The organism is Mucilaginibacter gossypii (genome assembly GCF_900100945.1).
GTDB classification, from domain to species: domain Bacteria; phylum Bacteroidota; class Bacteroidia; order Sphingobacteriales; family Sphingobacteriaceae; genus Mucilaginibacter; species Mucilaginibacter gossypii.
This window is the reverse complement of sequence record NZ_FNCG01000002.1, coordinates 342,070-363,579: the sequence shown is the minus strand read 5'-3', so window position 1 is coordinate 363,579 and position 21,510 is coordinate 342,070. Positions and strand designations below refer to the sequence as shown.

Genomic DNA, 21,510 nt, shown 5'->3' with positions numbered 1-21,510 from the left:
TAATTAAACACACTAAAAGGACGGAAAAGGTAATAGAACAAACAGTCTGAAACCTAAGCTGCCAAATCTGTAGATAGCACCCAGGCTTGTTCACAAGAACGCAGAGGAAACTTATTTTTTTATTTTATTCGATATTAACTGCAGCAAGATGAACCTTGTTGCATAGGCGGACATTTAACCGTCCCATAACTACAGAACACACAGCAATCGCCGGCAAGGGGTTTTAAATATGCATGGCAGTTTTCACATTCATAGAAGTACTGACAAGCGTCGGTTGGCATTGTTTCGTCTTTTTTGTGCCCGCACTGAGGACATGTTAGTGTCGATTGTAATTGAATTTCCTTAACCATATTATTTAGTTTGTACGATAGTAGCCCGATAGCCGATCTGATCGATTTTCTTTTTCAGGCTGTCTGCTGACGTTTTCTTTGGATCGTATCCAACAGTAGTCGTGGCTTTCTCAAATGACGTACTTGCCTTGATTACCCCCGGCACATTAGATAACTCGCCATCAATATGTTTTGTGCAATCGGCACAACCCATCCCCTTAACTGCAAACTTTGCCCATTTAAGACTACTTTGCTGACTCATCGGTACCGAAGACTGCTTCGGAGATCCATACAGGAACGATGAATAATATGGGAATGTAATCAGGACAACGGATAGTACAGTAACGATCAGCAAGAACTTTTTGGATTGCCAGAACGATGCAGGTTTTGCTTCACAATCACATTCAACTGTTTTGGCCTTCTTACTTAATTGCTGATACCAGGCAAATGCGAACACCGCAGCGGTTAAACCGATGAGGTACGGTCGTGCCGGTTCTATCCAGGCAAACGACGAAGCGATACTGCTGATGCCTCCTAAAAAGGCTATAACTGGCGTGATACAACATAGCGATGCTGCAAACGCTGCAATCAATCCAGCTACCCAACTCTTATTTACATTAGTGCTTATCATACTGATTCAATAGTTAATGGTTTTTGCAATAAATTAAATAGCGGCAGCAAAACCGCTGCGTCCTTTAGCGAATAGAAAATAGTCTGACCGGTTTTGCGGAACTTGATAATCCCACCGTCCTTAAGCTTGCGTAAATGTTGAGAGACAGCAGGAATTGTCATCCCCAATATATCACTGAGGTCACAGGGGCAAAGCTCATTTTCCAAATGAAGCAGGAATAATATTTTTAGCCGTGCTTCATTAGCAGCTAATGAAAGAATTTGGGTCAATTCCGTGAAAACAGCTTGCTTGGCCTGTAGCGTTTCCTTACAATTGTTAATCTGTGCCTCATCGGCAAAAATCCTGCTACACGTGTTCATAATTTGAAAATTAGAAAACAAATATAAGTATTTAAGCAATTATTTAAATAAGAATTTTTTTTATTGCATACGGATTGCATTTCAGGAAGTGTGGGAGCCTTTAAAAAAAAAGGTCTCCATGCACTCGCTGCTGAAGACCTTTACCTAAACCTTATCACAATAAGCCGCGAATGCAGCTTTGTTGATCGCAAATATATATTATTTCCTCCGCACGCTTTCCTCGTCAACTTTTGTTTTTTAGAGGAAACCTTATCACAAGGTAAACAGAAATGCTTACCAGTAAATAGGTAAGCATCTACAGAAATTTATAATTATTGTTATCGTTCTTTATATTGATTTTGAGGCAATTTCAAACCGCCCCCTGTTTTCACCAAAGATCATCAAACCATAAGAAAACAGGGGGCGTTCTTCCGGGCGGGCGATAGCCCGCCGCCGGGACTTTTCAAAATAAGGGGAATTACTCCCCCTTTAATATTAAAAAAAAGTAGTCTATCCAGTTGAGGTTATATTAATCACCTGCGCATTGTTGTCAAGTACGCTCTTTAGCATATTTGTTGCCAGGCTGATTTCAAAATCATCTACTTTGGTCACCTTCAAATTCAGGTCGTTTATTTCCTCCAACTGTTTAAGCGATTTGGTTATGATTCTCAAAACCCTGTAATCCGTTTTATCCGCTAAAATACTCATCTGAAAAAAGTTAAAGGGGGATTGCTCCCCCTGTTAGTTATCAATTAAAAATCAATGCTTCGCTACCCTGCACCGCAAAATCACGGCAAAGATTAAAGGCGGTTTGCGCCCGTTGTTTGGCTGTACCATCCATGATAGATTTAAACTTCGCCTCGTCACTTTTGAAACTGCGCACATTCTGAAAATACCCCGTAACACTGTTATAAGCACCAAACACCGTTCCGGCGGTGGTTTCCATCTGCTGGGTCTGGCTACCTAATGCGTACTCATACACGTTATCTACGATATTGGTATAATGGGTTGAAAGCAAATCTAATTTGCCTTCGGCTAAATTTTCTAAAACTTCCTTATTAGGTGCCATTGCAATTTGTATCAGTTTTTTAACTTCGGCATCCGTGATACGCACTTTAGCCCATTGGTTAAATAAGCCCTCCATTTCACCGCCTAACGATTTGCTGATACCCATAAGCGTGTGGGCTTGTTTCAGGCGTTCGGTAGCCGATGCGGTATGGCGTATTTTAATAGCCCCTGAATGGTTATTCATGGCAGCGTTAAGCGTATTATTGCAAACTATCCTGATTGGCGTAAAAGCTGCGGTAATGCTCCCTAAACCATTATGCGTAGTAGTCAAAAATAAATACTGCTCTATCCAGTCCTTTACACCAACCCTAATATAATCGGGCAACTTAGCGGTGATAAATACCCGCTCACCATTACCTAAAGCCCCTGCCGTTTCGTATAAAATGCCATCGCCACCGCCTACGATCTCATCAAAGAACGAAAAAGCATCACGGTTTTGCACTACTTCGTAATCGTTGCCCACTACACCCAAAACCTGTTCAGTATCTGCCCGAACTGTTGCAAAAAAATTAGGCACTTCAATTTCCGGTATCATTATATCATCGCTACCCTCGCCTAAATGGTTGGCGGTATCATAAGTAAATAAAGGGCGTTTTTCCACAATATAATCTAAACCTGCGTGCTGTATAGCTTCGCTGCTTGTTGGGTAACGGTCTATAATTTGCCCTAATCCGTGCCAGGCTTTTTCCTTTACACTCATAAAGCTGTTTTTGCCCGTTTTCTGATTGAAATTTATTTGATGTGCCATGATCTTTATTTTTTAGTTTTTAAGTCTATTATTTCCGTTTCAATAACCTGTACATTTTCTGTGCTGCCGATGGTGTAAACCGTTTCGGTTTGCAGTTCGGCTATAGCATCGTGTATGCTTTGGTAACTGGTTTTAATTTTCACTTTCACCAATAAAAAAATCGTGTCTTCCATTGCTTTAAAATTGGTAGGTGTTTATAAAATCATTTAGTTCTAACTGAAACCGTGTAGGGTTTTCTTTTGCTAATGTTTCAGCGTAACCCTCCCAAAATATTTGGTTGGTCAGTTCTACAAATTGTTCGTACATAGGAATTGCTGTTTTTTGTGAAACCATAAAAAATGCTCACCATCCCGATAGCTTCGGGATGGGAGCATAATTTGTTTAAGCATTGGGGAAAATGATGTTTGCTTCAATTTCGGCCAGTTTTTCGTGGCAGGCATCGAATATAAATTGTGAAACCATGCGGATTAGGTTCGGCGTATTGGTGACAAACTCCCGTCCTTTATCATCTTTGATAATCAGCTTGCAACCCTGATAAGGGTTATTTTCCAGTTCGTCGTTTTCCTCAATCAGTTTCACCTCAAAATCTTCCAGTAATTTGATACGGGATAACAGGGTAATGCGCTGAATGCTTAGGCGGTGCAAGCCCTCCACCGATTTTAAAGTTTGCTCTAAGTTCAAAGCAAATTTTTTAGGTTCGGCTTTTACTTCTTCGGTTTTAACGGGTGCTGCTTGCACGGCTTCCGCTTTCACTTCTTCGCTTTTGGCGGGTTCTGCTTTAGGCTCGTCTATGCCTTGTCCTGTGGTAAAGGGCGCAACGTTAGCGGGTTGGTTATCCATTGTAGCGGGGCTACTGGTCTTAGCCTCGGCAGGGTTGGTTTTCTCAACTTGCGGAATTTGGGCAGGTGTTTGATCTTTAGCGGTTTCATCTTGTTTAGCTTCCTTTCCTGTAAGGCTTGGGCGGTTTTCACTGCGGTTAACTGTTTGGTTGTTTTTTGCTGCTGCACCTTGTACACCGTTTGCATTTTTTTCTGCTGTTTTCATTTTTTAAATGATTTAAAAGGGTTAAAAATTTGTTTTTTTGTTTCCCTCTTTTCCCGAAGACTTTCCCTGAAAAGCTATTTTTCAAAAGAAAAAACGGTAAAAAAGAAAGTCAAAAAGGCGGTCGTAAAGCCTGGGCGGGAGAACTATAAGTCCCGAAGGGTGGCCGCAGCAAAGCGGAGGACATTATGCGTGCGTACGACCGGGCTGACCGATCTTGACGCCTCTTTTGTCCGTTTTCTTTGGAAAATAGCATCTTGAAAGCATCTGATATTTCAGCAGTCTATTAAGTGCAGAATGAAGGCAAGCGAAGCTTTTCCCGGCGTAATAAAATGAAGCGGGTAAACGAGTGAAGTCCTGAACGATGCTCTTAATCGGAGCTGGGGGAAGTTTGCGGATTAGCGAATGCTTTTTGCAGCGCAGCAAAAATGCAGCAGCTATCTTTGATCGTCGGATATTGGAGTGGTCACCTGTCAAGGATTGAAACGGCATCCTTTTCAGGGAAAAGATATAGCGGAAAGCCTGGCCGGAGGGACAGCATACAATAATTATAAGTTTAAAAGCGCATTGCTTATAATAATTATTAATTTTGGATAAAGACTTAGACCATGAAAGAATTAGAAGAAATAGTAAACGATCTAAAACATTGTCTCGCTGAAAAGGAAGAAGAAATAACTTCTAATCCAAATGTATCAAGCTATGCCGTATCTGCTTTACAAAACAGGCAGCTTGAAGTTGCTCTGTTTGAAAAAAGTACAAGAGAAGTAACATCTGACCCAACGCAAAAAGCAAACATTATCACCAATTTCACGATTGGAGCCAAGGAATTAAAAGCAGCGATAAATAGTATTTAAATTTATTTGATGGCTACCCGAATTGAACAAGTGCTGCTTTAAGCTGATCATATTCTTTGATTATACTCTGATATTCTCGTATAGTTGATCGAAGCAAATCTGTCCACGATCTGTACATATCTAATAACAGATGTAAAGTTTTTGAAGGGCAAATTGTAAAATTGTTAAATAAAGCATCTTCGGCTTCGCTCATTCGCTCCAGTGCATGTTCAAAGCTTTCACATGAAAGTTCATAATGTTTTTTTGATTCGATTTTTCGTTTTGGTCCATCTTCACGAGGTAAAATAAAATAAAAAGGGAAATACAGCGATCTTTTTGAATGTACCTCGTCAAACCATAAGTTGGTGTAGCCTGATGAATAAACCTCCTGATAAATTCGGTTATCTATTTCCTGGCCTTTTTCAGTTTCAAACCATTGATTTATGTATGGGTAAATATCCTCCCAATTACTAAAAACAAAATCTTTATCAGTAATTTTCAATTCAGGAAATAAATCTTTTTCAGCCTTAACCTCCTTAAAAAGCTGTTCAACAAAATTGTTTAGCCGACCAACAATTTCTGCCTGTTTTTCCAAAATGGTATTCGTAGGCAGCATACTGAAATAATCAAACATATTTTCGCCTGGCTCTTTTTCGACCTGAACAAAAACATCGGCAGTAACATCCTCAAAATATTCAGAACTTTCTATTTTACCAAAGTCAACATAGTATGGTTCTTCGTTATTTGAAATATCTATTCCGCCAGCATAGTACGGCAGCGAAACCATTGTAGAGCATACTACGCCGCCTGTCCATTGCCCATCATCCTTAAAACGGCTGATATGTTCATAGTTCAAATCCTGCTTTCTCATGGAAGAAAGTAGTGAATTAGAGTAATTACAATAGGCTAACCGCCTGATTGCGTGTTCTGCTTTTGTTGAATCAAATCCTGCGATAAATTCCGGTTTCAAACGCAGCACTTTAAGGTTGTCCAATTCGTTAAAAAAATACCTGTAAGTCGAAAATAGCGTAACAACTGGTTCTACACCTTCTATAAAAGAATCGTCGCCAATATAAACGACCGCGTGACTATACTCTGATCTGCATATCCGTCGGATTGCATCAGACATTCTGTTTCCTGGGAATCTGAATAGAAGAATGTCGAAAGGTTTTATGGTGTCGCGGTTGAATATGTACATGGTTTAGAATAAATTATGATCCGCAATTTACGTAGTATTTAGAGAATGATGGGACGAACTTGTCAAGTATCACCAAATTAAAGTAAGCCATTCGTATTTATATAACAATAAAAAACTGGATTTAAAAAAATCACAATACAAAAAAAGGGAAGCCTTTACTTCCCTTTTTAATTTGCCTAAACGTGAACTTTGGCTTTACGCGACTGCTTTTTTGCAGGAGCATCCTCCTTTTGCTGCTCACGTTGTTTTAAATTTCTAACAGGCTTTTGGTCGGTCTGCAGCAATTCTTCCCGTTTTATTTTTTTCATCTGATGGTCGAAAAGGTCAACGGTTTTGTATTGTGGGTTAGCCGCGATAAAATACTTTTTATCGCCATCGTCTCCTCCAATGGTTATTTGTTGTGCATTACCTTTTTTAAGGGAGTATAAAAGTTCTTCCTTTGTTTTCGGGTCTTCCAGTTCCCTAATACCTTTTCCGGCAATAACTTTTTCAAGATCGTAGCCATAATTTTCATGGTAATGCTTGATCTTTTTGTTGCCGTTCTCGGTCAAATTTTTATCATCCAGCGTTAACCAAGCCTGGTATTTTTGCCCCTCTAAGTTGTAAAGCTGTTTGTGAACGGCGCGGCCTTCCATCAGGTTAAAGGCTTCCTTAGCAGTAATGCCGCTGCCCTTATTTATAAAAAAAGTTTGATCGATGTTCTTTGCAGAGTCGTCCTTGTGGTTGATGGTTGCATCATACTTGTTGAAGAAATACATATCCTGATTATCACCGGCTTTAAAGTGCAAAGTGTAGTCAACCGTCTTTTGGTTAAACTCGTGTTGCAGTCCTAACTTAAACTCCGGTGTTTTAGCGGCCATTTCTTTATCAAGTTCAGTGTTTAATTTTTCTCCAAACCCTAAGTTTAAAAGGCTCTTTTTTAAAAATTCTGCATTTTGTGTGTTCATAACATTTTGATTTAAAGTGTTTAATTCTTGTATTACTTCTCTTTGTGACATCGGTTCATAAGCACCTATTGGCTCGTCTATGTTTTTTTTTATCCGCAACTGAAGTAGCTTCTTTGCATCGGAAAGAGGTACATCAGTATCAAATGCCTGTACATGAGATCTTTCAGGTGTTATTGGATAATAAACCGCATAATCAAACAGGCTCGTTCTATATGAATCGTCTAATCCAATGTCTAAAACAATCCTTGCCTGCTCATCATGATAAGATATAGCCTTCAGGCTGACTTCCTGTTGTATTGCTTGCCAGATCGTGCCGCTTATATCCCTTGTATTGATACCCAACGAATCCAATTCGCCTATCAATTCGTCAAAATTTTGCTCGTCTTCCATACCTTAGTTTTTATATGCAACCAGTTTGGCATTTATATTTAATGATTGAAAGCGACTGTTTCCAAAGCAAGCCTGGGCACTTCAATCGGGTTTGATTTGTCCAGATCCTTTTGTTTGATTTGCAGGTATAAATGGCGGTTCCCGTTGCGCTCGTATAATTCAACATTCAGTGCCTGGTCTTCAGAAAGCGAAAAGCGGTGAAAGCCAAATACCTTTGCAATCTCCTGTTTATGTGCAATTGAAGTTTTTTTATGAAGTGTGGTAATTAATGGCACTATCTCCTGCTCATGAGTAGCCATCCGCGCAACCGTTTTTAAATCCCTGATATAAAAACGGACAAAATCAATTTCATAAGGCAGATTGGATTTATTACGAATATCCAGCCTAAAGAAAATCCGGTTACCAGCAAGTGAAAGTTTATCAACCCAGGCTTTTACACCTCCTGTTTTTTCGCGGTCTACTACATCTTTGCGTTTACCCTCGGCTAATTGGGTAACTACTGCGCTGTAATTATAATCAGCGGTTTTAATAACCCTTACCGTCATTGGTGCTGCTCCGTCAACTTCAATACGCCTACCGGCACGCCCGTAAGAATATTCAACAGGAATGTGATAGATTTTGGCAGTGCTAATTTCCTGCACATTTATGCGTGTGGGCTTAAAATCCGCATCCAGCGCTTTAATAGTAATCAGCGCATCTTCTTTTTGGCTTACATCAAAATCTGATGTTGGTTTGCTGATAATTTTAACAGCGGATTTAAAAAATAAAGCGGTGGTTTTATCACGGCTAACATAGGCGGTATCTTGCGCGTAGGAAACTGTCCCCCAGGCACCAAGAATGAAAATAATGAATGATTTTTTCATGGCTTATTTGGTTTAATTGTCACGGTCGTTACTATCCTTTAAAAGGACTTCGTAACCGGCCTTTACTTTAACTTTGATCTGTTTTACCTTGTGGTTGAATAAACCTTTGGCGGCTTCAACGCCCGCGCTTGCGGCCTGTGTACCTACAGACTGATCCATTGACAGGAGTTGCATAGACTGCACGGCATCCCCAACACCATTTTTTGCGGCATCCCTTCCGATGGAACCTGGAACATATAAGCCTTCCATACCGTCAAGGTCGTAAACAGCGAGCGCTACCGGCAAAATGTTATTGAGGTAACGAATACTGGTAATTTTGACTTCTAAACGCTCATTGTTCAACGAGCAAGTGCCGTAAACAAAACTGCCTTTAGGTATCATTTTGCCGTTTACATAGATACCATCCAGCAATCTTAATTTGATAACCGCGCCGGTTACTAACGTTTGATCTTCATGCACTACTGCCTGTATGGTATTACCTGCTGTTTCGGCAGTATTAGCAGAGCGGCGTTTCTTTGATTGACCACCACCATCATAGGATGCGTAGCTTACTTGCATTTTATTGGATGCGGAATGATAATCGTCATCATCATTCGCTGCCATCACCGCATAAACGCGCCCGTGGTTTTTGAGTGATTGGTTACGCAACCTGCTATTGGCGTTGCCGGGATTTTGTATATCGTTTATTTGCTGAAGCATTTGAGTTAGCTGCTTCATTTCAGGGTCGCTACTACTACCGCTACCATTCATGGCTTTCATCATTAATTCCAACCTTTTTACGTCGGCGGCAGATTGCGGCGAGGAAGTACCACCACTGCCGTAATTCGGTGTTTCCGGCTGGTTAATCTGCTGATTAATAGCGGCAAGCTTGGCCTGAATTTTTGCTTCGTTCACATCTGCTATTGTCGGGCCACCTGTAAGATTAGCGGTTGAACGCTGGGTAACTGAATCGGTGTGTCCCGCTTTAGCGGCATCCAGTCCCATTGATTTTACGAAGCTTTCACTAACCCCGCTACTGGCTGAACTCGCGGAATCCGTTTTAACGGTTTGGTAAACGCCCATTTTGTCCTGGGCTTTTTGATCTTTAAATTGCGCTTGTGGTAGCGTAGCGTTTAATCCCTGCGCATTAGAGTTTTCAAAGGCAGATGCGGATTGCTTACCGCCGCCTAACGCCCAAAATGCCATCGTTAAAAACGGGATGATAAGCAGGGGCATAATGACTAAAAATTTGCGCTCCTTCAAAAATTCAGGAGTATGCTGCGGCAATTGGCCGCTGTTTAATACTGCATTCATGATTTACTTTTTTTTAGTTAATGAATCTGTTAATTGACGTTTAATAAATCGGGGATTGGGAAAATCGGATGCCTGCCCAATATGGGCAGAGGTATAATTTTGTGATAATTTGGGAATGGTATAAAAGCTGCAAAATGAACTGCTAATCAATATGATGGATATTAGCAGCCCGATTGCAATAGCGATCTGTTTCTTTTGGCGAATAGTGTAGGCGTTAAACCACCTGTTAAGCCCGGCCGAAAAAAGAGTTTGAAAATTAATTATCTGTTTTGCCAGCGATGCTGCAACCTTGTCGCTCAATTGCGCTGATGTTTTACTGTTTGATAAATTCATAGCTTTAGTGTTGAATGGTAGTGTCCCTGTTAGCTAAAGTTTCCCAATGCAGGATTAAAAAACCATGTGGGTTATTGTCCGACCTTGCTACATTCCGCAAGTAACCCTGTGTGATCAGGCTGCGGTTCGCAGTTGAAGTAGAGCGGATCAGCTTTTGAGTGGCGTAGCATTTAAAGTAGTAAGGGTATTGGTTAATATCCAGTTGAATACTGTCCACGGTAACCTGTTGGCTGATATTGCCGGAAATAAGGTTGTTGTAGTAACTTTTTTCCTTTAAATCGTTGTATTGATTTTTGGCACTTTCATCAGCCAGATATAAGGCTTTGCCTATATTGGCATCAATTACCTTTTCATCAGGGTCAAGAGTGAAAAAATAATGATGGAACATTCGGATATGATCGCGTGCTTCTACCGGTATATTGTCTTTCCGGTCGGCTGCAAAAGCCTCCAACGCTTTCCCATTAGCCAAAATGTAAATGTGGCTGCCTGCGATGTTCGCTGCCTGGTAACTTTTATAAAGTGCGAAACAGGATATAATGGTACATGCTGCAATCAAAAAATAGCTGAATAATTTGATGTGCTTAAAGGCTGTTTCAATGTTTTTGAGATGTGTAAACATGATTATTTATTTATAGGTGAATAATTAGGCTTGCTGTGGATCGATCTTGCTTGCCCGACCGTTATTTGGGTTACTGCCATTATCCTGAAAGTATGGCTTTGATACTGCGCTGTCGGCCATGCTTTGGCTGGTGTTGGATTTTTGATTGCCAAAGGCATCTGCTGACAAACCTGATGATGCCGCCCCGGCTACCGACTGGCTCGTGTTGCTTACGATGCTGTTTACCTTTTGTAGTAAACCGTTGCCGCCGCCTGCATTTACTATATAGTTGGCTACGCTTGGTACGGTGAAATAACCGATGATGCCAATAATTAAAAATATGAGGTAAGCGGTGTCTGTGGAACTAAAGAAAGTATCACCCGCATTTTGAACCTGGGTAATATCCAGTTTCAGCATATTTTCCTGAACCTTGCCGATAATCGCACCGAAAATATTTGCCACCGGCAGCCATAGAAATACATTAATGTATTTAGCCAGCCACACCGTTAAGGTATGCTGAAAACCATCGAAGACAGCTAATCCAAATACAATTGGCCCCAATATGGCGAGAATGATCAGGTAAAAAGTCCGGATGGTATTGATACATAAAGCCGCTGCTTCGTATAGCACCTGCAATACTTCGGACATCCATTGCTTAACTGAATTGCGGAAATTATAGGAAGCTTTGGACATAGCAAACTTCATATCATTACCTACACTGGCAAGCATACCTTCGTTTGAGCCTGTAGGGTCATCGGGATGGGTGTATTTGTACCATTTATCCCTGTCGCCATCGCCATCAGCACCAACATACATTTGCCAGGTGTCCGTTTTTTCTACCGCCGCTTCTTTGGCTTTCAGCAAGGCGGCGATAGCCGCATCTGAATTTTGTACCATCCCACCCGTAGCACTTACGGTCGGCGACATAATTCCATTGATAATGGCGATGACCGTAGGGAACAAAAGAATGGCTAAGCCTAAAGCGAATGGCCGCATCAGGGGGTAAAAATCTATAGGCTCGGCACTGGCTATCTGCCGCCATACGCGACTGCCGATGTACCATAACGCACCAAATCCGGCTATTGCCCGGCCAACTCCGATGAGTTGGCTGCACATAGGCAACATATCATTATAAACGCCATTTAAAGTTCCCTGCAAGCCCTGTATATCTGTAGCAAGGCCGTCTGCTTTGGAAAATAAAGGAAAAGCTATCCCCGTTACCGCAAGAATTGCGGTTAAATTAATGTTCTTTTTCATAAAATTGGGATTAGTTATTTATACCATAGAGCCGCTTCACCGTTCGGGTGTCACCAATATTCTTTGTGCGCTGAATATTGAGTAAAACGCCTTGCCGGTTGAAGTGCCGGAGAAATTGCAGCTTATCTGAACTGCTGGCATAGATGCGGTCAATAGCCCGCATTCGTTCATCATCGGACATTCGCAGTTTACCAGCGGTAAGCACATTTGTTAGATCGTCCAGATTTTGCAGGCTTTGGTTGACAAGCTGCGTATATACATTGCTCATATAATTCAATTCCCCTGAACTAAATGAGCCACTTTGCTGAAATTGTTTATAGGCACTTTTATACTCGCTAACCAAACTAACTTGCTGGGTGATTATCTCGGCTACCCTGCCATAGTTTTTAACAGTAGGGTTTATAGAAAGTAAACCATTAAGGTAAATGCTATGCAGGTCAAAATTACCTTTGGATAATTGGGATATACTACCATAGCCTTGCTGATAGATCTGGTAACCCGTTTTCATATCGCTCAATATGCCTTTCAATTGGGTTAGCTTTTCAATATCTAAAATCAATTGCTGCATTTCCTGAACCTGTGCGGTCGCAACTTTTGTCGTAACCAGGCAAAGAAAAAAGACCACTATAATTACGATATTCTTTATTTTCTTCTTCATAATAACTGGCTTTTTATTGAATCCCGTAAATCTTCTTTTCGGAGATCACATTATTATTTTCCTGCGCACGCTGCACTGCATAAACTTTAACCTGGTCAGCAAATGCAGAAGCAAAACGGTAATTATTTTGCATAGCGGAGTGAATCACACCAATATGTTTTAACCGTTCTTCGTCGCTCATTTTTAGTTTGCTATCAGTAATCACATTTTGTAATTCGGTGATCTGCTGGTCGCAATCTTTAAATAAAGCAGTCTTAACCATTATGATATACTTTCTTTCACCATCGTTAAGATTGGCGGTTTTTTCAAGCGGACTCATTCGAGAAAGTATATCTTTTTGCCATTGCAGTATGTCGGTTACCTGTTTGTTATTCTTTACTACAGGGCTAACGGTATTCAGGTTATTGTAGTAGGTAGTATGCAACCCGTTTTCTGTTTTTAAAGACCCCGTAATAGAACCCAGGCCATTATGAGCGATATTATTGCCGGCCTTATAATAAGCGGCGTAAACCTGTAATGCAGCTATCTGCTGTAAAAGGTATTTTTTTTGCGTGCTTTTTTGTTGGAACCATTCAGCAAAAGTTTGCGCCCTTACCGTAGTAGCCAGTGCAGATGCGGCAACTGTCATTACCGTAAAAGCCAGCAACTTCTTGCTCTTACGACGGATCTCGTCGGCCCGTGTTTTTATTTGGTTAATTGATTCCATAAAGCTTTTTAATTGATTGTGTGTCGCTTAAATCTTTACTGCGTTGCAGGCTTAACCTGATACCCTGATTATTGAACTGGTGCAAATCATTGTAATTTTCATCCAAATGGTCACTGGCTTTATTAATCAATTCGAGGCGTTGTTCATCCGTCATTTGTGTTTTTGCCGGACTAACTACGAGCATGATCTCATCAAGGTTTTTTACACTCGCATCTAAGATGCCGGTGTAAACCTGCTGCATATAACTTAGTTCCTGCGGGTTGAAATGATTATCCTGGCGAAATAGACTCCAGGCTTGTTTGTACTCACTGACCAGAGCCGCTTGTTTCATCGTGATATCCTTTATCCGCTGATATTTTGATATGGTGGCTTTGATGTTTCCTAATTCCGTATAGTAGTTGCTGTATAATTGTTTTTGCTGTTCTGTCCAACCTGAAATTTCAGTCAACCTGGTTTTGGACATTTGATTTTCGATGACCTTTTGCGCGTTTTGAAGCCATATTGTTTTATTCTGCATACGCTGTACTTTAAGGTCAATAGCCTTAATGATTTTGGTAACTGTGAGTTTGATCACTTCGCCAATTACGAATTGTGCTTTTGCTTTCTGGACGGGTAATATCAAAGCAATAAATACCACCAATGAAACCATTTTTATAGGTAAATTTTTCATAAAAAGCCCCCTTATCCCTGTGTATATACAGGAATTACTTACTGATATTTAGAAAATATTACTTAATTTTTTGGTACTCCGTATTTTTCAACTTTACGGAATTACCGTCTTTACCGGGAGTTATCTGACGGCCATATTCAGTTTCAGACAATACTTGTTTATCGTCACTCCATGATGATTGCCATTTTTCGGTTTTATATTCTTTGGCTTGAGTTACCCCGTTCCGTATTTTTTGAAAACCTGTTCTTCGCTCGATTTGATAAGTATTGCTTGATTGACTCGATCGCGTTATTATTAATGTATCTGATGCGGTACTATATTCACTTTTAGATTGGTTTGTAAAAGTACCCTCTAACGAGTTGCTTTGGGAATTACTTTTGCATCCTATAAGGGCTACAAATGTTAGGCTTATTATAACGATTAATGCTTTCATAATTATAGGTTTTAGTTTATGCTGCTTTTTCTAATTCTTCTCTGACTATAGCGGCTATCGCAAGCTTTACACTGCCTAATTTTTTAGTGTAGGCATGAACTTTTGCTTTTTCCGAAGATTCTGTGGTATAAGTCCAATACTCTTCGCGGCTTACTTCGGTGCGATAAACTTTTGATAACTGGCCGTTTAAGCTGATGAAAACTTCTTTATATTTCAGGTTCTCATCATTGTTGCGGTTCATACTCATAATGAGTGCCGTTTCCTTATCCGTTATCCCTAATAGCTGTTGTATTTTAGGAAAGTCATTTTGATACTTTCGCTGGTCAAGTAAGATCTTGCAGTCACTGTTATTGATAATGGCCTGTTTAACTACCGGCGAACTAATAATATCTTCAATGTCCTGGGTAACAACCAATGCCTCACCAAAATATTTACGGACTGTTTTAAAAAGATATTTGATGTACTCGGCCATACCTTCACGTGCAATAGCTTTCCAGGCTTCCTCTATCAGAATCATTTTACGAGTGTCTTTGGCAAGCTTTCGCATTTTAGAAACAAACGTTTCCATAATGATGAGTGTAACTACCGGGAATAAAATAGGATGGTCTTTAATATTATCCAACTCGAAGACAATAAAGCGCTTTTGCAAAAGGTCAAGGTTTTCTTTCGCATTCAGCAGGTAGGCGTATTCACCACCTTTATAGTATGGTTTCAATACAAATAACATATTATCAATATCAAAACGTATATCTTTAACTTTTGATTGCCTCATCGTTTCATAAAAATCTTCGCTTAGAAATTCATAGAAGCTGTCAAAACACGGAAAAATTTCAGGATGGTTTTTTAGTTTCTCGTAATAGTGATACAAAGCATCGGATATGGCGACATATTCTGACCGCTGTACGCCTTCATCTTCTTTCTTCCATAAAGCCAGGATCATCGCCTTGATGCTTTCCTTTTTCTCGGTATCCAGATAATCACCATCAGCGATGTAGAACGGGTTAAAACTGATCGGCTCGTCTTCGGTGTAAGTAAAATAATAACCACCAACAAAATCACAAAGTCCCTGATAGCTATGTCCCACATCTACTAAAACCACATGCGAACCCTGCTCAAAATAACTTCTTAATAAGTGATTGGTGAAAAAAGATTTGCCGCTGCCTGACGGACCTAAAATAAATTTATTGCGATTGGTGGTAATTCCCTTAGTCATCGGGTCATCACTAATATCCACATGAACCGGTTTGCCGGATAAACGGTCGCCTAAGCGAATGCCACATGGGCTGATACTTGACTGGTAATTTGTTTCAAGGTTTAAGAAACAGGTAGCTTGTTCAACAAAAGTATCAAATGTATCGTTCATTGGAAAAGCGGCTTCGTTGCCAGGCAACCCCGCCCACCAGATTTGAGCAGCACCGTCGGTTTCCTGTTTAGGCTGCGCATCCATTTGAGCCAACGATGAACTAACCTTATTTTTTAGATCTTTTAATAGCGCAGGGTTATCCGTCCAGGCTAAAACGTTGAAATGCGCCTTTACAGGTAGGCGTTGCTGGCTGATAGCCTCATTTAAAAAATCGTGCGTAGCATCGCGGCCAATCGCATTTTCGCGCGAATAAGCCGAAAGAGATTGCAGGCGCAATTTTTTTGCTTCCAATTTTTTGATCGCTTGCAGGCTGTCACCGATAAATATATATTGGTTATACAAATGGTTACATTTTAATAGCGTACCTATCGGCGTAGCAAAACCAGTGCTGAATTTTGTTTTATCCGTACTATATTTATCATAAGTGATCCTCGGGCCGCATAATGGCGGCAAATCTTCGGCATCGCTTAAAGTGTAAAGCTGGCAGTGATTATCACCGATCCTGATCTCATCCTGAATATGAATATCTTTCAATACTGGTGCCTCGCTTTGATTAAGCAGAAAACAATACTGCTCCAAAACCCCGGCCTTATTTAATGTTCCGGCTAATTCGTCATTGTTCAGGCGCGTTAACTTAATTAAACCGCTATCCTCCAACACTCTTACGAACTGCCCTGCGCTATCCTGAAAGTCCCTGAACAATTCGTCGCAGGTTGTTTGTACAGGCACTATGCGTTTACGCATCAGGGAACTAACTGCGCTTGAATACTGTTTAAACTTATCGGGTTTTTTAGTAATGAAGATATGGCAATGATGATGCAAAAACTCGCGTTCGTGAAAATAGCGTTCGCTTGAATGAGATAAGAATGTTTTAACCTGCTGATGGTCCTCTTTAGCAAATACAGCTTCATATTGATCATTGATAAACCAGTCCTGTTTATGAAACACGGTATTTTTAGGCAGTAGTTTCAACGCTTTTATAATCACCTCGTGAAAAGAAAGATATTCATCATTTGACAAAGTGAAAATTTCGGGCAGGTTCACTTTATAACCAATGGTAAGGTCGCCATTTGCGGAAACCATGCAGTTATGTTCCACCTTATATACAGGAAATACCTGCTCTGCTTTGCTGTGTGATGCCATGATTATTTTTTTAGTTGTAAAAAGATGTTTCGTGTAGTAAACTTCAAATGGTCGGGTAAGTACCTTTTGGCTGCTTTTTTCATTAAGCCGTGTTCACCGTATTTATGGCTTAATTTGAATACCTGGTAAAAAAGGGCGCTTCCTAAAACGGATATGATGATGATACAGGAAACTACCGGCACCCCGACGATATACATTACAGCAAACCCGATCAGCAACAGTACAAGCCCCACAGCGAGGTAGCCAATGTATTGTGCTTTCAGCCCTTTAAACTCGATTGGCTTGTTTATGCCCTTGTTTATCTGATACAATGCCATGATTAAAATTTTAAACTCCGAAAAATGATTTTAGTACCGTAGCGACTACCACTAAAAAGATACAACTGCCAAACCAGCTTGAAGCAACTTTGCCAGTATCATGTTCACCGTCGTTCCATTTTTTGAATACTTTGATCGCTCCCACAAGTCCGACTATGGCACCGATAGCATACATCAAACTTGTGCCTGTGCTGAAATAACTTTTAACCTGTGTAGTTGCTGCCGTTATTCCTGAATTGCCATCCTGAGCGTAAAGGCTTAGGCTGATTATCAATAAGGTGACTGTTGCCAGTAGATGCCTGAAAAAATTAACCGCTCTTGAACGGAAGTCTGTTTTTTGAGATTTCATAATTTTATGAATTAATGTAAACGGATAGGTTGCCTAAGCCCAAGTGTTTTGAAAATCGGATAGGGCAACTGTGAATTTTAATTTGTCTTTGGAAATTTCTACCACACGGCTTAGAGCAGCCGGAAGATCTATTTGCTCCTGAAACCTTTTATAAGAGCTGACCAAAATACCCAAGAGCGTTAAAAACTCCTGTTTATTATCAACATCCTTAAACGCATCAATCAAGTTACCGGCTTCCGATACTAATTCAGAAGATGGATCACTTTGAATGTCGGCGGTTTGCATTTGCTCCGTGATGGATTGTATAGGTTCGTCCGGCATAACATCGGTAAATGGTAAATTTTGGGTTTCGGTGACGGTTACACCATTATCCGGTTTGGCCTGGCCCATGACAGAAATAACAGGAGATTGAATTGCTGAAAATACATCAGCATTTTGCGGCTTGCGATTAAAAAGATTGCCGATCTCTTTTTGATAGTACCTGAGAATTACGTACAGGTAATATGAAATGGTGATGATAACAACGGCTGCAAGATAGTGCTGCCACGAAATTGAAGACAACATATTACTTTGGTTTAAAAACCACCGCACCATGCGGCGATTCCGAAAACAAAGGTTGGGTTACCTAAAATATATTCTTCACACCTAACACATGAGGTAGGTGTTTTTTTATTTAACCGGCAAATAAGTATCTGAAAAACAAACTATTGCAAATCACCCAAATTTGATCCTTTGTTGTTGAGTTGGTTCCTCATCCAATTTTTCATCAATACGGCGCAACAAAGCCAGCTTTAGTTTATCCAAAAATGAGGTTCTTTCTTTTTTCCTGCGTGTTATGTCCGTGTACTTATGATAATAAGAGCCAAGATCGACGTGAAAAACCGTTTGGTAGAAACTCACCACCGATTTGATTTCGGTATTTCCATTATTAAATACCCCTAACGCGACCAGTGCGTAAATCAATTCGACCAAATCCGTTTTATTGGCAGTCCAGGTCAATGGTAATTCTATACCGATTTCCTGTGGCTTTTCATCGTGATTTAAAATCTTTTGCAATTCGAGGTTAAGATAATCCTGGTATTTCTCATTAGCTATAACTTTAGATAGTTTATAATCATGGCTTGTAGAATATAATTCATCTTCTTCAAAATCTTCCAGTTCTACATGAACGTCAAAGCCTCCGCGCGTAAAATAAACTTCATCCATTTGTGTAGAACCGGAACGGTAATACTGGTAAAATGCATGGTTATGGTCGAAAAACCTTTTTATATCGGTTAGTTCGTAGTTGATATAATCCTTTATAATTTCCTCACTTCCTAAAGGCTTTTGCATCAAAAAATTATACACATTGATAAAGTAGATATACTTACTATAAAATTGGGGTTTTACAACTTTGAAAAATTCCACCTCATCCTCGGTGTTTTCAAAATTGTAGCTGGATATATAATTTTTAAGTTTAGCCATTGCTTTTTTGCAAAGCTGGATAGACGTTTTATATTGATCGGCTAATGAATCGCCATTAATTGAAACTTCATTTAATTGGTTTTCTAAAGCGCTGTAAAAGCGCTCTGTAATAGTTCTCATAGATAAGGTTAGATAGGTTTAGTACTGGGTTATAAAAAATGTGTGTAAAGCCGTAAAACTTATACGGCGTAATATTCGCGTATAGCAAAGCATAATTACATCGCTGTAATTAAATAAAGTTCTCGCAATGTTTATTTTTATCAGGTTTTTGCAGGCAATTCTTTATTCAGCATATCCAGAAGGGTGGTGTCTAAACCTTCGGCTATTTCTTGCAGATAAATATATGAGGGGTTTATATTACCTGCTTCTAAACGTTGAATTGATTGCTGGTCTTTTCCGATGGAGTGAGCAAGCTGTAGTTGAGTAATACCCTTATCCTTTCGGACAGTGCGTATTCGCTCACCTAAATCTTTTAAAAGTTCTTCCTTTTTCATCGGAAGTATAAAAGAATGGCAAACAGAACGAAATTAACACAACGGATACGTTGTATTAATTCTTATATATGAAATATTACGAAAAATATTTGCTTTATTTAAGAAATGTTGCTTAAAACGCTTTCAATTATTCTTTTAACGTCTTCTTTGATTTGGTGATAAGTTATCAGCACCTCCGCCTGGTCGACATTGCGTACGTTCGGAATAGGCTGATAGGCTGCTTCTTCCTGCCTGATTGCTTCGTGATCGTTTTGTATCGCGTTATGAAAAGTTTTTAGATCAATTTTGTTATCGGGATCATCTGCCACCATACCTACAAATTCACCGGAAGATAAGGCGGATATTTTCGATGCAGGTATGGCGTAATCCAGTTGTGTTGATTTACTGATTGAGGTGTCCTGACTATTGATCGAGATACTTTCTTTTTCTTGGTTAATTTTGCCAAACCGCTCTGAAAGTTGTTTTGCCGTATCGCCGGTTACTTGTCCAAAAATAATGTTCCCTACAATATTCAAAATGACCTCTGCCTGTTCACGCCCATAATCTTTTTTTAGTTGACTATAATCCTGAACGGCTAATGTAACGGCCACTTTATTTGATCGGGCTGTAGCGATCAGGTTATCAATACCGTTAAAGTAAATAGTTGGAAACTCATCATAAATCATACTGCATTTTAATTGATTTTTGCGGTTAACCAGCTTATTAATCCGGTTGATATACAAGGACAAAACCGCGCCATTGATTTGTGACTTTTGCGGATTATTGGCAAGGCATACTATTTTGGGTTCATTAGGATTATTAATGTCCATAGAAAAATCGTTGCCGCTCAATACATAATATAATTGCGGCGACGATATACGGGCCAGGCTGATTTTAGCACTGGCTACCTGTCCTTCCAATTGCTCGTAAGCCTCATTTTGCCAGGCAGACACAAAAGGGTTAATTAATACCTCTATTTCAGGTTCTTGCAACAATACTTCAAACAGGTCTTTATATTCTACCTGCGCCAATTCTATTACATGGGGTAAAGTACAATAGCGCCCATCTTCATATTTCTTTAGGAACCACATGATGGCGGTAATAAAATTAATGGGGGATTCAACAAAAAAGTCACCTTGCTTTTTAATCCACTCGCGATTAAGGCCGAGCATAATTGTGCGGCTTGAATCTATCGCATCGGTAATATCAAACATGGTATGCGGTTCTAAGGGATTAGCCCGGTGCATAATATTTTCAAGATTGATAATGTATTGAGTTGGTTTTACTTTGTATAGGTGGCCATATTTTATCAATGCATTATATACGATCTTTGTTAAATCATCGTACTTGAAGTCATAAACCAACATGGTAAAGCCTTTTTGAATATGCTGTGTAATAATGTGACGGATGACAAAGTAAGACTTACCCGAACCTGGGCTACCACCAATCAGTGTTCCCCGGAACGGGTTAATAATATTTATCCAGCTTTTACGGCTTTTACCTTTTAGATTATAAACCGCAGGTAAATTGATAGAGTATTCATTCACTAAAAGCCGTTCTTCCTGCGGGAAAGATTCGTTTTCTTTATTGAATATATCCTTGCCTAAATTAAGTTTTAGCATCCTGAAAAGCAGGCTTACACCGGAAAGTAGTAGCATGTAACCAATGACTGTAACGCCGATATACAATACTGCTATCGTAGTGGCCGGATAATGTATTGTAAGAAACAGGGTGCTGATAAAGTACATTATCAATCCCATCATACAATAAATAAAAATCCTGCTTGCCTTAATCGATTCATCTTTTTTGCCTTTACTACCCACCAGCGAAATCATCAAAAGGATCAGCGCGGCCAGTTTTGCATAAAGCACTTTAGCAAAAACTACCATCTTCGATAAGGGTAATAAAATGTGATTTACAAAAGGCTTTGTTAAACCTAAAATCTGGAAAGCCGGGTAGCAGCTTAAATAAAAATGTACTATTAAAATAGCTATACTTAAAAGCCTGGTAAAGTCAATTATCTTTCTTAGGGCTTGTTCGTTTTCACCTGTTTGCATGATAATATAT

Annotated in this window: 26 protein-coding genes; 1 reads left to right on the top strand and 25 read right to left on the bottom strand. The window is 39.8% G+C overall.

What is annotated here, in order from left to right; genetic code table 11:
• Positions 1-134: 134 nt before the first annotated feature.
• The 7 genes from BLS28_RS31490 to BLS28_RS04930 form a co-directional block, all read right to left on the bottom strand.
• Positions 135-350: a GDCCVxC domain-containing (seleno)protein gene (locus BLS28_RS31490; RefSeq protein ID WP_091163185.1), complete on the bottom strand. Its 216-nt coding sequence runs from the start codon at positions 348-350 to the stop codon at positions 135-137.
• Position 351: 1 nt separating this feature from the next.
• Positions 352-960, bottom strand: coding sequence for a mercuric transport protein MerTP (merTP, locus tag BLS28_RS04950; RefSeq protein ID WP_091163184.1), 609 nt, complete (start codon positions 958-960; stop codon positions 352-354).
• A complete protein-coding gene (locus BLS28_RS04945) occupies positions 957-1,358 on the bottom strand; it encodes an ArsR/SmtB family transcription factor (protein WP_256337343.1) in 402 nt (133 codons plus the stop codon). Before BLS28_RS04945 ends, merTP begins: the two co-directional genes overlap by 4 nt.
• A gap of 450 nt (positions 1,359-1,808) precedes the next feature.
• Complete coding sequence (locus tag BLS28_RS04940) at positions 1,809-2,006, bottom strand: hypothetical protein (protein WP_091163182.1); 198 nt, start codon at positions 2,004-2,006, stop codon at positions 1,809-1,811.
• 40 nt (positions 2,007-2,046) lie between these two features.
• Positions 2,047-3,114, bottom strand: a complete 1,068-nt coding sequence (locus tag BLS28_RS04935; protein ID WP_091163181.1) for a DUF932 domain-containing protein — start codon at positions 3,112-3,114, stop codon at positions 2,047-2,049.
• A 5-nt stretch (positions 3,115-3,119) separates the two neighbouring features.
• Positions 3,120-3,287: a hypothetical protein gene (locus BLS28_RS30725; protein ID WP_176844371.1), complete on the bottom strand. Its 168-nt coding sequence runs from the start codon at positions 3,285-3,287 to the stop codon at positions 3,120-3,122.
• A 208-nt stretch (positions 3,288-3,495) separates the two neighbouring features.
• The gene (locus tag BLS28_RS04930) at positions 3,496-4,158 is read right to left on the bottom strand and encodes a prolipoprotein diacylglyceryl transferase (RefSeq protein WP_091163180.1); all 663 of its coding nucleotides are present in this window, start codon (positions 4,156-4,158) and stop codon (positions 3,496-3,498) included.
• Positions 4,159-4,763: 605 nt separating this feature from the next.
• On the opposite strand from BLS28_RS04930, the gene BLS28_RS04925 reads away from it, so the two are divergent.
• A complete protein-coding gene (locus BLS28_RS04925; protein WP_091163179.1) occupies positions 4,764-5,009 on the top strand; it encodes a hypothetical protein in 246 nt (81 codons plus the stop codon).
• A 13-nt stretch (positions 5,010-5,022) separates the two neighbouring features.
• Here the strand turns inward: BLS28_RS04925 and BLS28_RS04920 are convergent, their stop codons facing one another.
• The 18 genes from BLS28_RS04920 to mobC all read right to left on the bottom strand — a co-directional run bounded on the left by BLS28_RS04920 (position 5,023) and on the right by mobC (position 21,500).
• A complete protein-coding gene (locus BLS28_RS04920) occupies positions 5,023-5,982 on the bottom strand; it encodes a hypothetical protein (RefSeq protein WP_091163178.1) in 960 nt (319 codons plus the stop codon).
• A 380-nt stretch (positions 5,983-6,362) separates the two neighbouring features.
• Positions 6,363-7,523 (bottom strand): hypothetical protein, encoded by a 1,161-nt coding sequence (locus BLS28_RS04915; protein WP_091163177.1) that lies wholly within the window; start codon positions 7,521-7,523, stop codon positions 6,363-6,365.
• A gap of 38 nt (positions 7,524-7,561) precedes the next feature.
• Positions 7,562-8,386: a DUF4138 domain-containing protein gene (locus BLS28_RS04910; protein ID WP_091163176.1), complete on the bottom strand. Its 825-nt coding sequence runs from the start codon at positions 8,384-8,386 to the stop codon at positions 7,562-7,564.
• Between the two features lie 12 nt (positions 8,387-8,398).
• Positions 8,399-9,679 carry a conjugative transposon protein TraM gene (traM, locus tag BLS28_RS04905; protein WP_091163175.1) on the bottom strand — a complete coding sequence of 427 codons (1,281 nt, stop codon included), beginning with the start codon at positions 9,677-9,679 and terminating at the stop codon, positions 8,399-8,401.
• 3 nt (positions 9,680-9,682) lie between these two features.
• The gene (locus BLS28_RS04900) at positions 9,683-10,012 is read right to left on the bottom strand and encodes a hypothetical protein (protein ID WP_091163174.1); all 330 of its coding nucleotides are present in this window, start codon (positions 10,010-10,012) and stop codon (positions 9,683-9,685) included.
• A gap of 4 nt (positions 10,013-10,016) precedes the next feature.
• Positions 10,017-10,631, bottom strand: coding sequence for a conjugative transposon protein TraK (gene traK / locus BLS28_RS04895; RefSeq protein ID WP_091163173.1), 615 nt, complete (start codon positions 10,629-10,631; stop codon positions 10,017-10,019).
• Positions 10,632-10,655: 24 nt separating this feature from the next.
• Positions 10,656-11,867: a conjugative transposon protein TraJ gene (traJ, locus tag BLS28_RS04890; RefSeq protein ID WP_091163172.1), complete on the bottom strand. Its 1,212-nt coding sequence runs from the start codon at positions 11,865-11,867 to the stop codon at positions 10,656-10,658.
• Positions 11,868-11,877: 10 nt separating this feature from the next.
• A complete protein-coding gene (locus BLS28_RS04885) occupies positions 11,878-12,525 on the bottom strand; it encodes a hypothetical protein (RefSeq protein WP_091163171.1) in 648 nt (215 codons plus the stop codon).
• 13 nt (positions 12,526-12,538) lie between these two features.
• Positions 12,539-13,231, bottom strand: coding sequence for a hypothetical protein (locus BLS28_RS04880; RefSeq protein ID WP_091163170.1), 693 nt, complete (start codon positions 13,229-13,231; stop codon positions 12,539-12,541).
• Positions 13,218-13,901 (bottom strand): conjugal transfer protein TraI, encoded by a 684-nt coding sequence (locus tag BLS28_RS04875; RefSeq protein ID WP_091163169.1) that lies wholly within the window; start codon positions 13,899-13,901, stop codon positions 13,218-13,220. The genes BLS28_RS04880 and BLS28_RS04875 overlap by 14 nt, the downstream gene beginning before the upstream one ends.
• Positions 13,902-13,959: 58 nt before the next feature.
• Positions 13,960-14,334, bottom strand: coding sequence for a hypothetical protein (locus BLS28_RS04870; protein WP_091163168.1), 375 nt, complete (start codon positions 14,332-14,334; stop codon positions 13,960-13,962).
• A 16-nt stretch (positions 14,335-14,350) separates the two neighbouring features.
• The gene (locus tag BLS28_RS04865) at positions 14,351-16,840 is read right to left on the bottom strand and encodes a TraG family conjugative transposon ATPase (protein WP_091163167.1); all 2,490 of its coding nucleotides are present in this window, start codon (positions 16,838-16,840) and stop codon (positions 14,351-14,353) included.
• Positions 16,841-16,842: 2 nt separating this feature from the next.
• On the bottom strand, positions 16,843-17,157 hold the full coding sequence (locus BLS28_RS04860) for a DUF4133 domain-containing protein (RefSeq protein ID WP_091163166.1): 315 nt from the start codon (positions 17,155-17,157) through the stop codon (positions 16,843-16,845).
• 10 nt (positions 17,158-17,167) lie between these two features.
• Positions 17,168-17,506 (bottom strand): DUF4134 domain-containing protein, encoded by a 339-nt coding sequence (locus tag BLS28_RS04855; protein ID WP_091163165.1) that lies wholly within the window; start codon positions 17,504-17,506, stop codon positions 17,168-17,170.
• Between the two features lie 33 nt (positions 17,507-17,539).
• Entirely contained in the window at positions 17,540-18,070 is a 531-nt protein-coding gene (locus BLS28_RS04850; protein ID WP_143020695.1) for a hypothetical protein, read from the bottom strand.
• 150 nt (positions 18,071-18,220) lie between these two features.
• Positions 18,221-19,090, bottom strand: coding sequence for an RteC domain-containing protein (locus BLS28_RS04845; protein ID WP_091163163.1), 870 nt, complete (start codon positions 19,088-19,090; stop codon positions 18,221-18,223).
• A gap of 140 nt (positions 19,091-19,230) precedes the next feature.
• Complete coding sequence (locus tag BLS28_RS04840; protein ID WP_091163162.1) at positions 19,231-19,464, bottom strand: helix-turn-helix domain-containing protein; 234 nt, start codon at positions 19,462-19,464, stop codon at positions 19,231-19,233.
• Positions 19,465-19,562: 98 nt separating this feature from the next.
• Complete coding sequence (mobC, locus tag BLS28_RS04835) at positions 19,563-21,500, bottom strand: conjugal transfer protein MobC (protein ID WP_091163161.1); 1,938 nt, start codon at positions 21,498-21,500, stop codon at positions 19,563-19,565.
• Positions 21,501-21,510 lie beyond the last annotated feature (10 nt).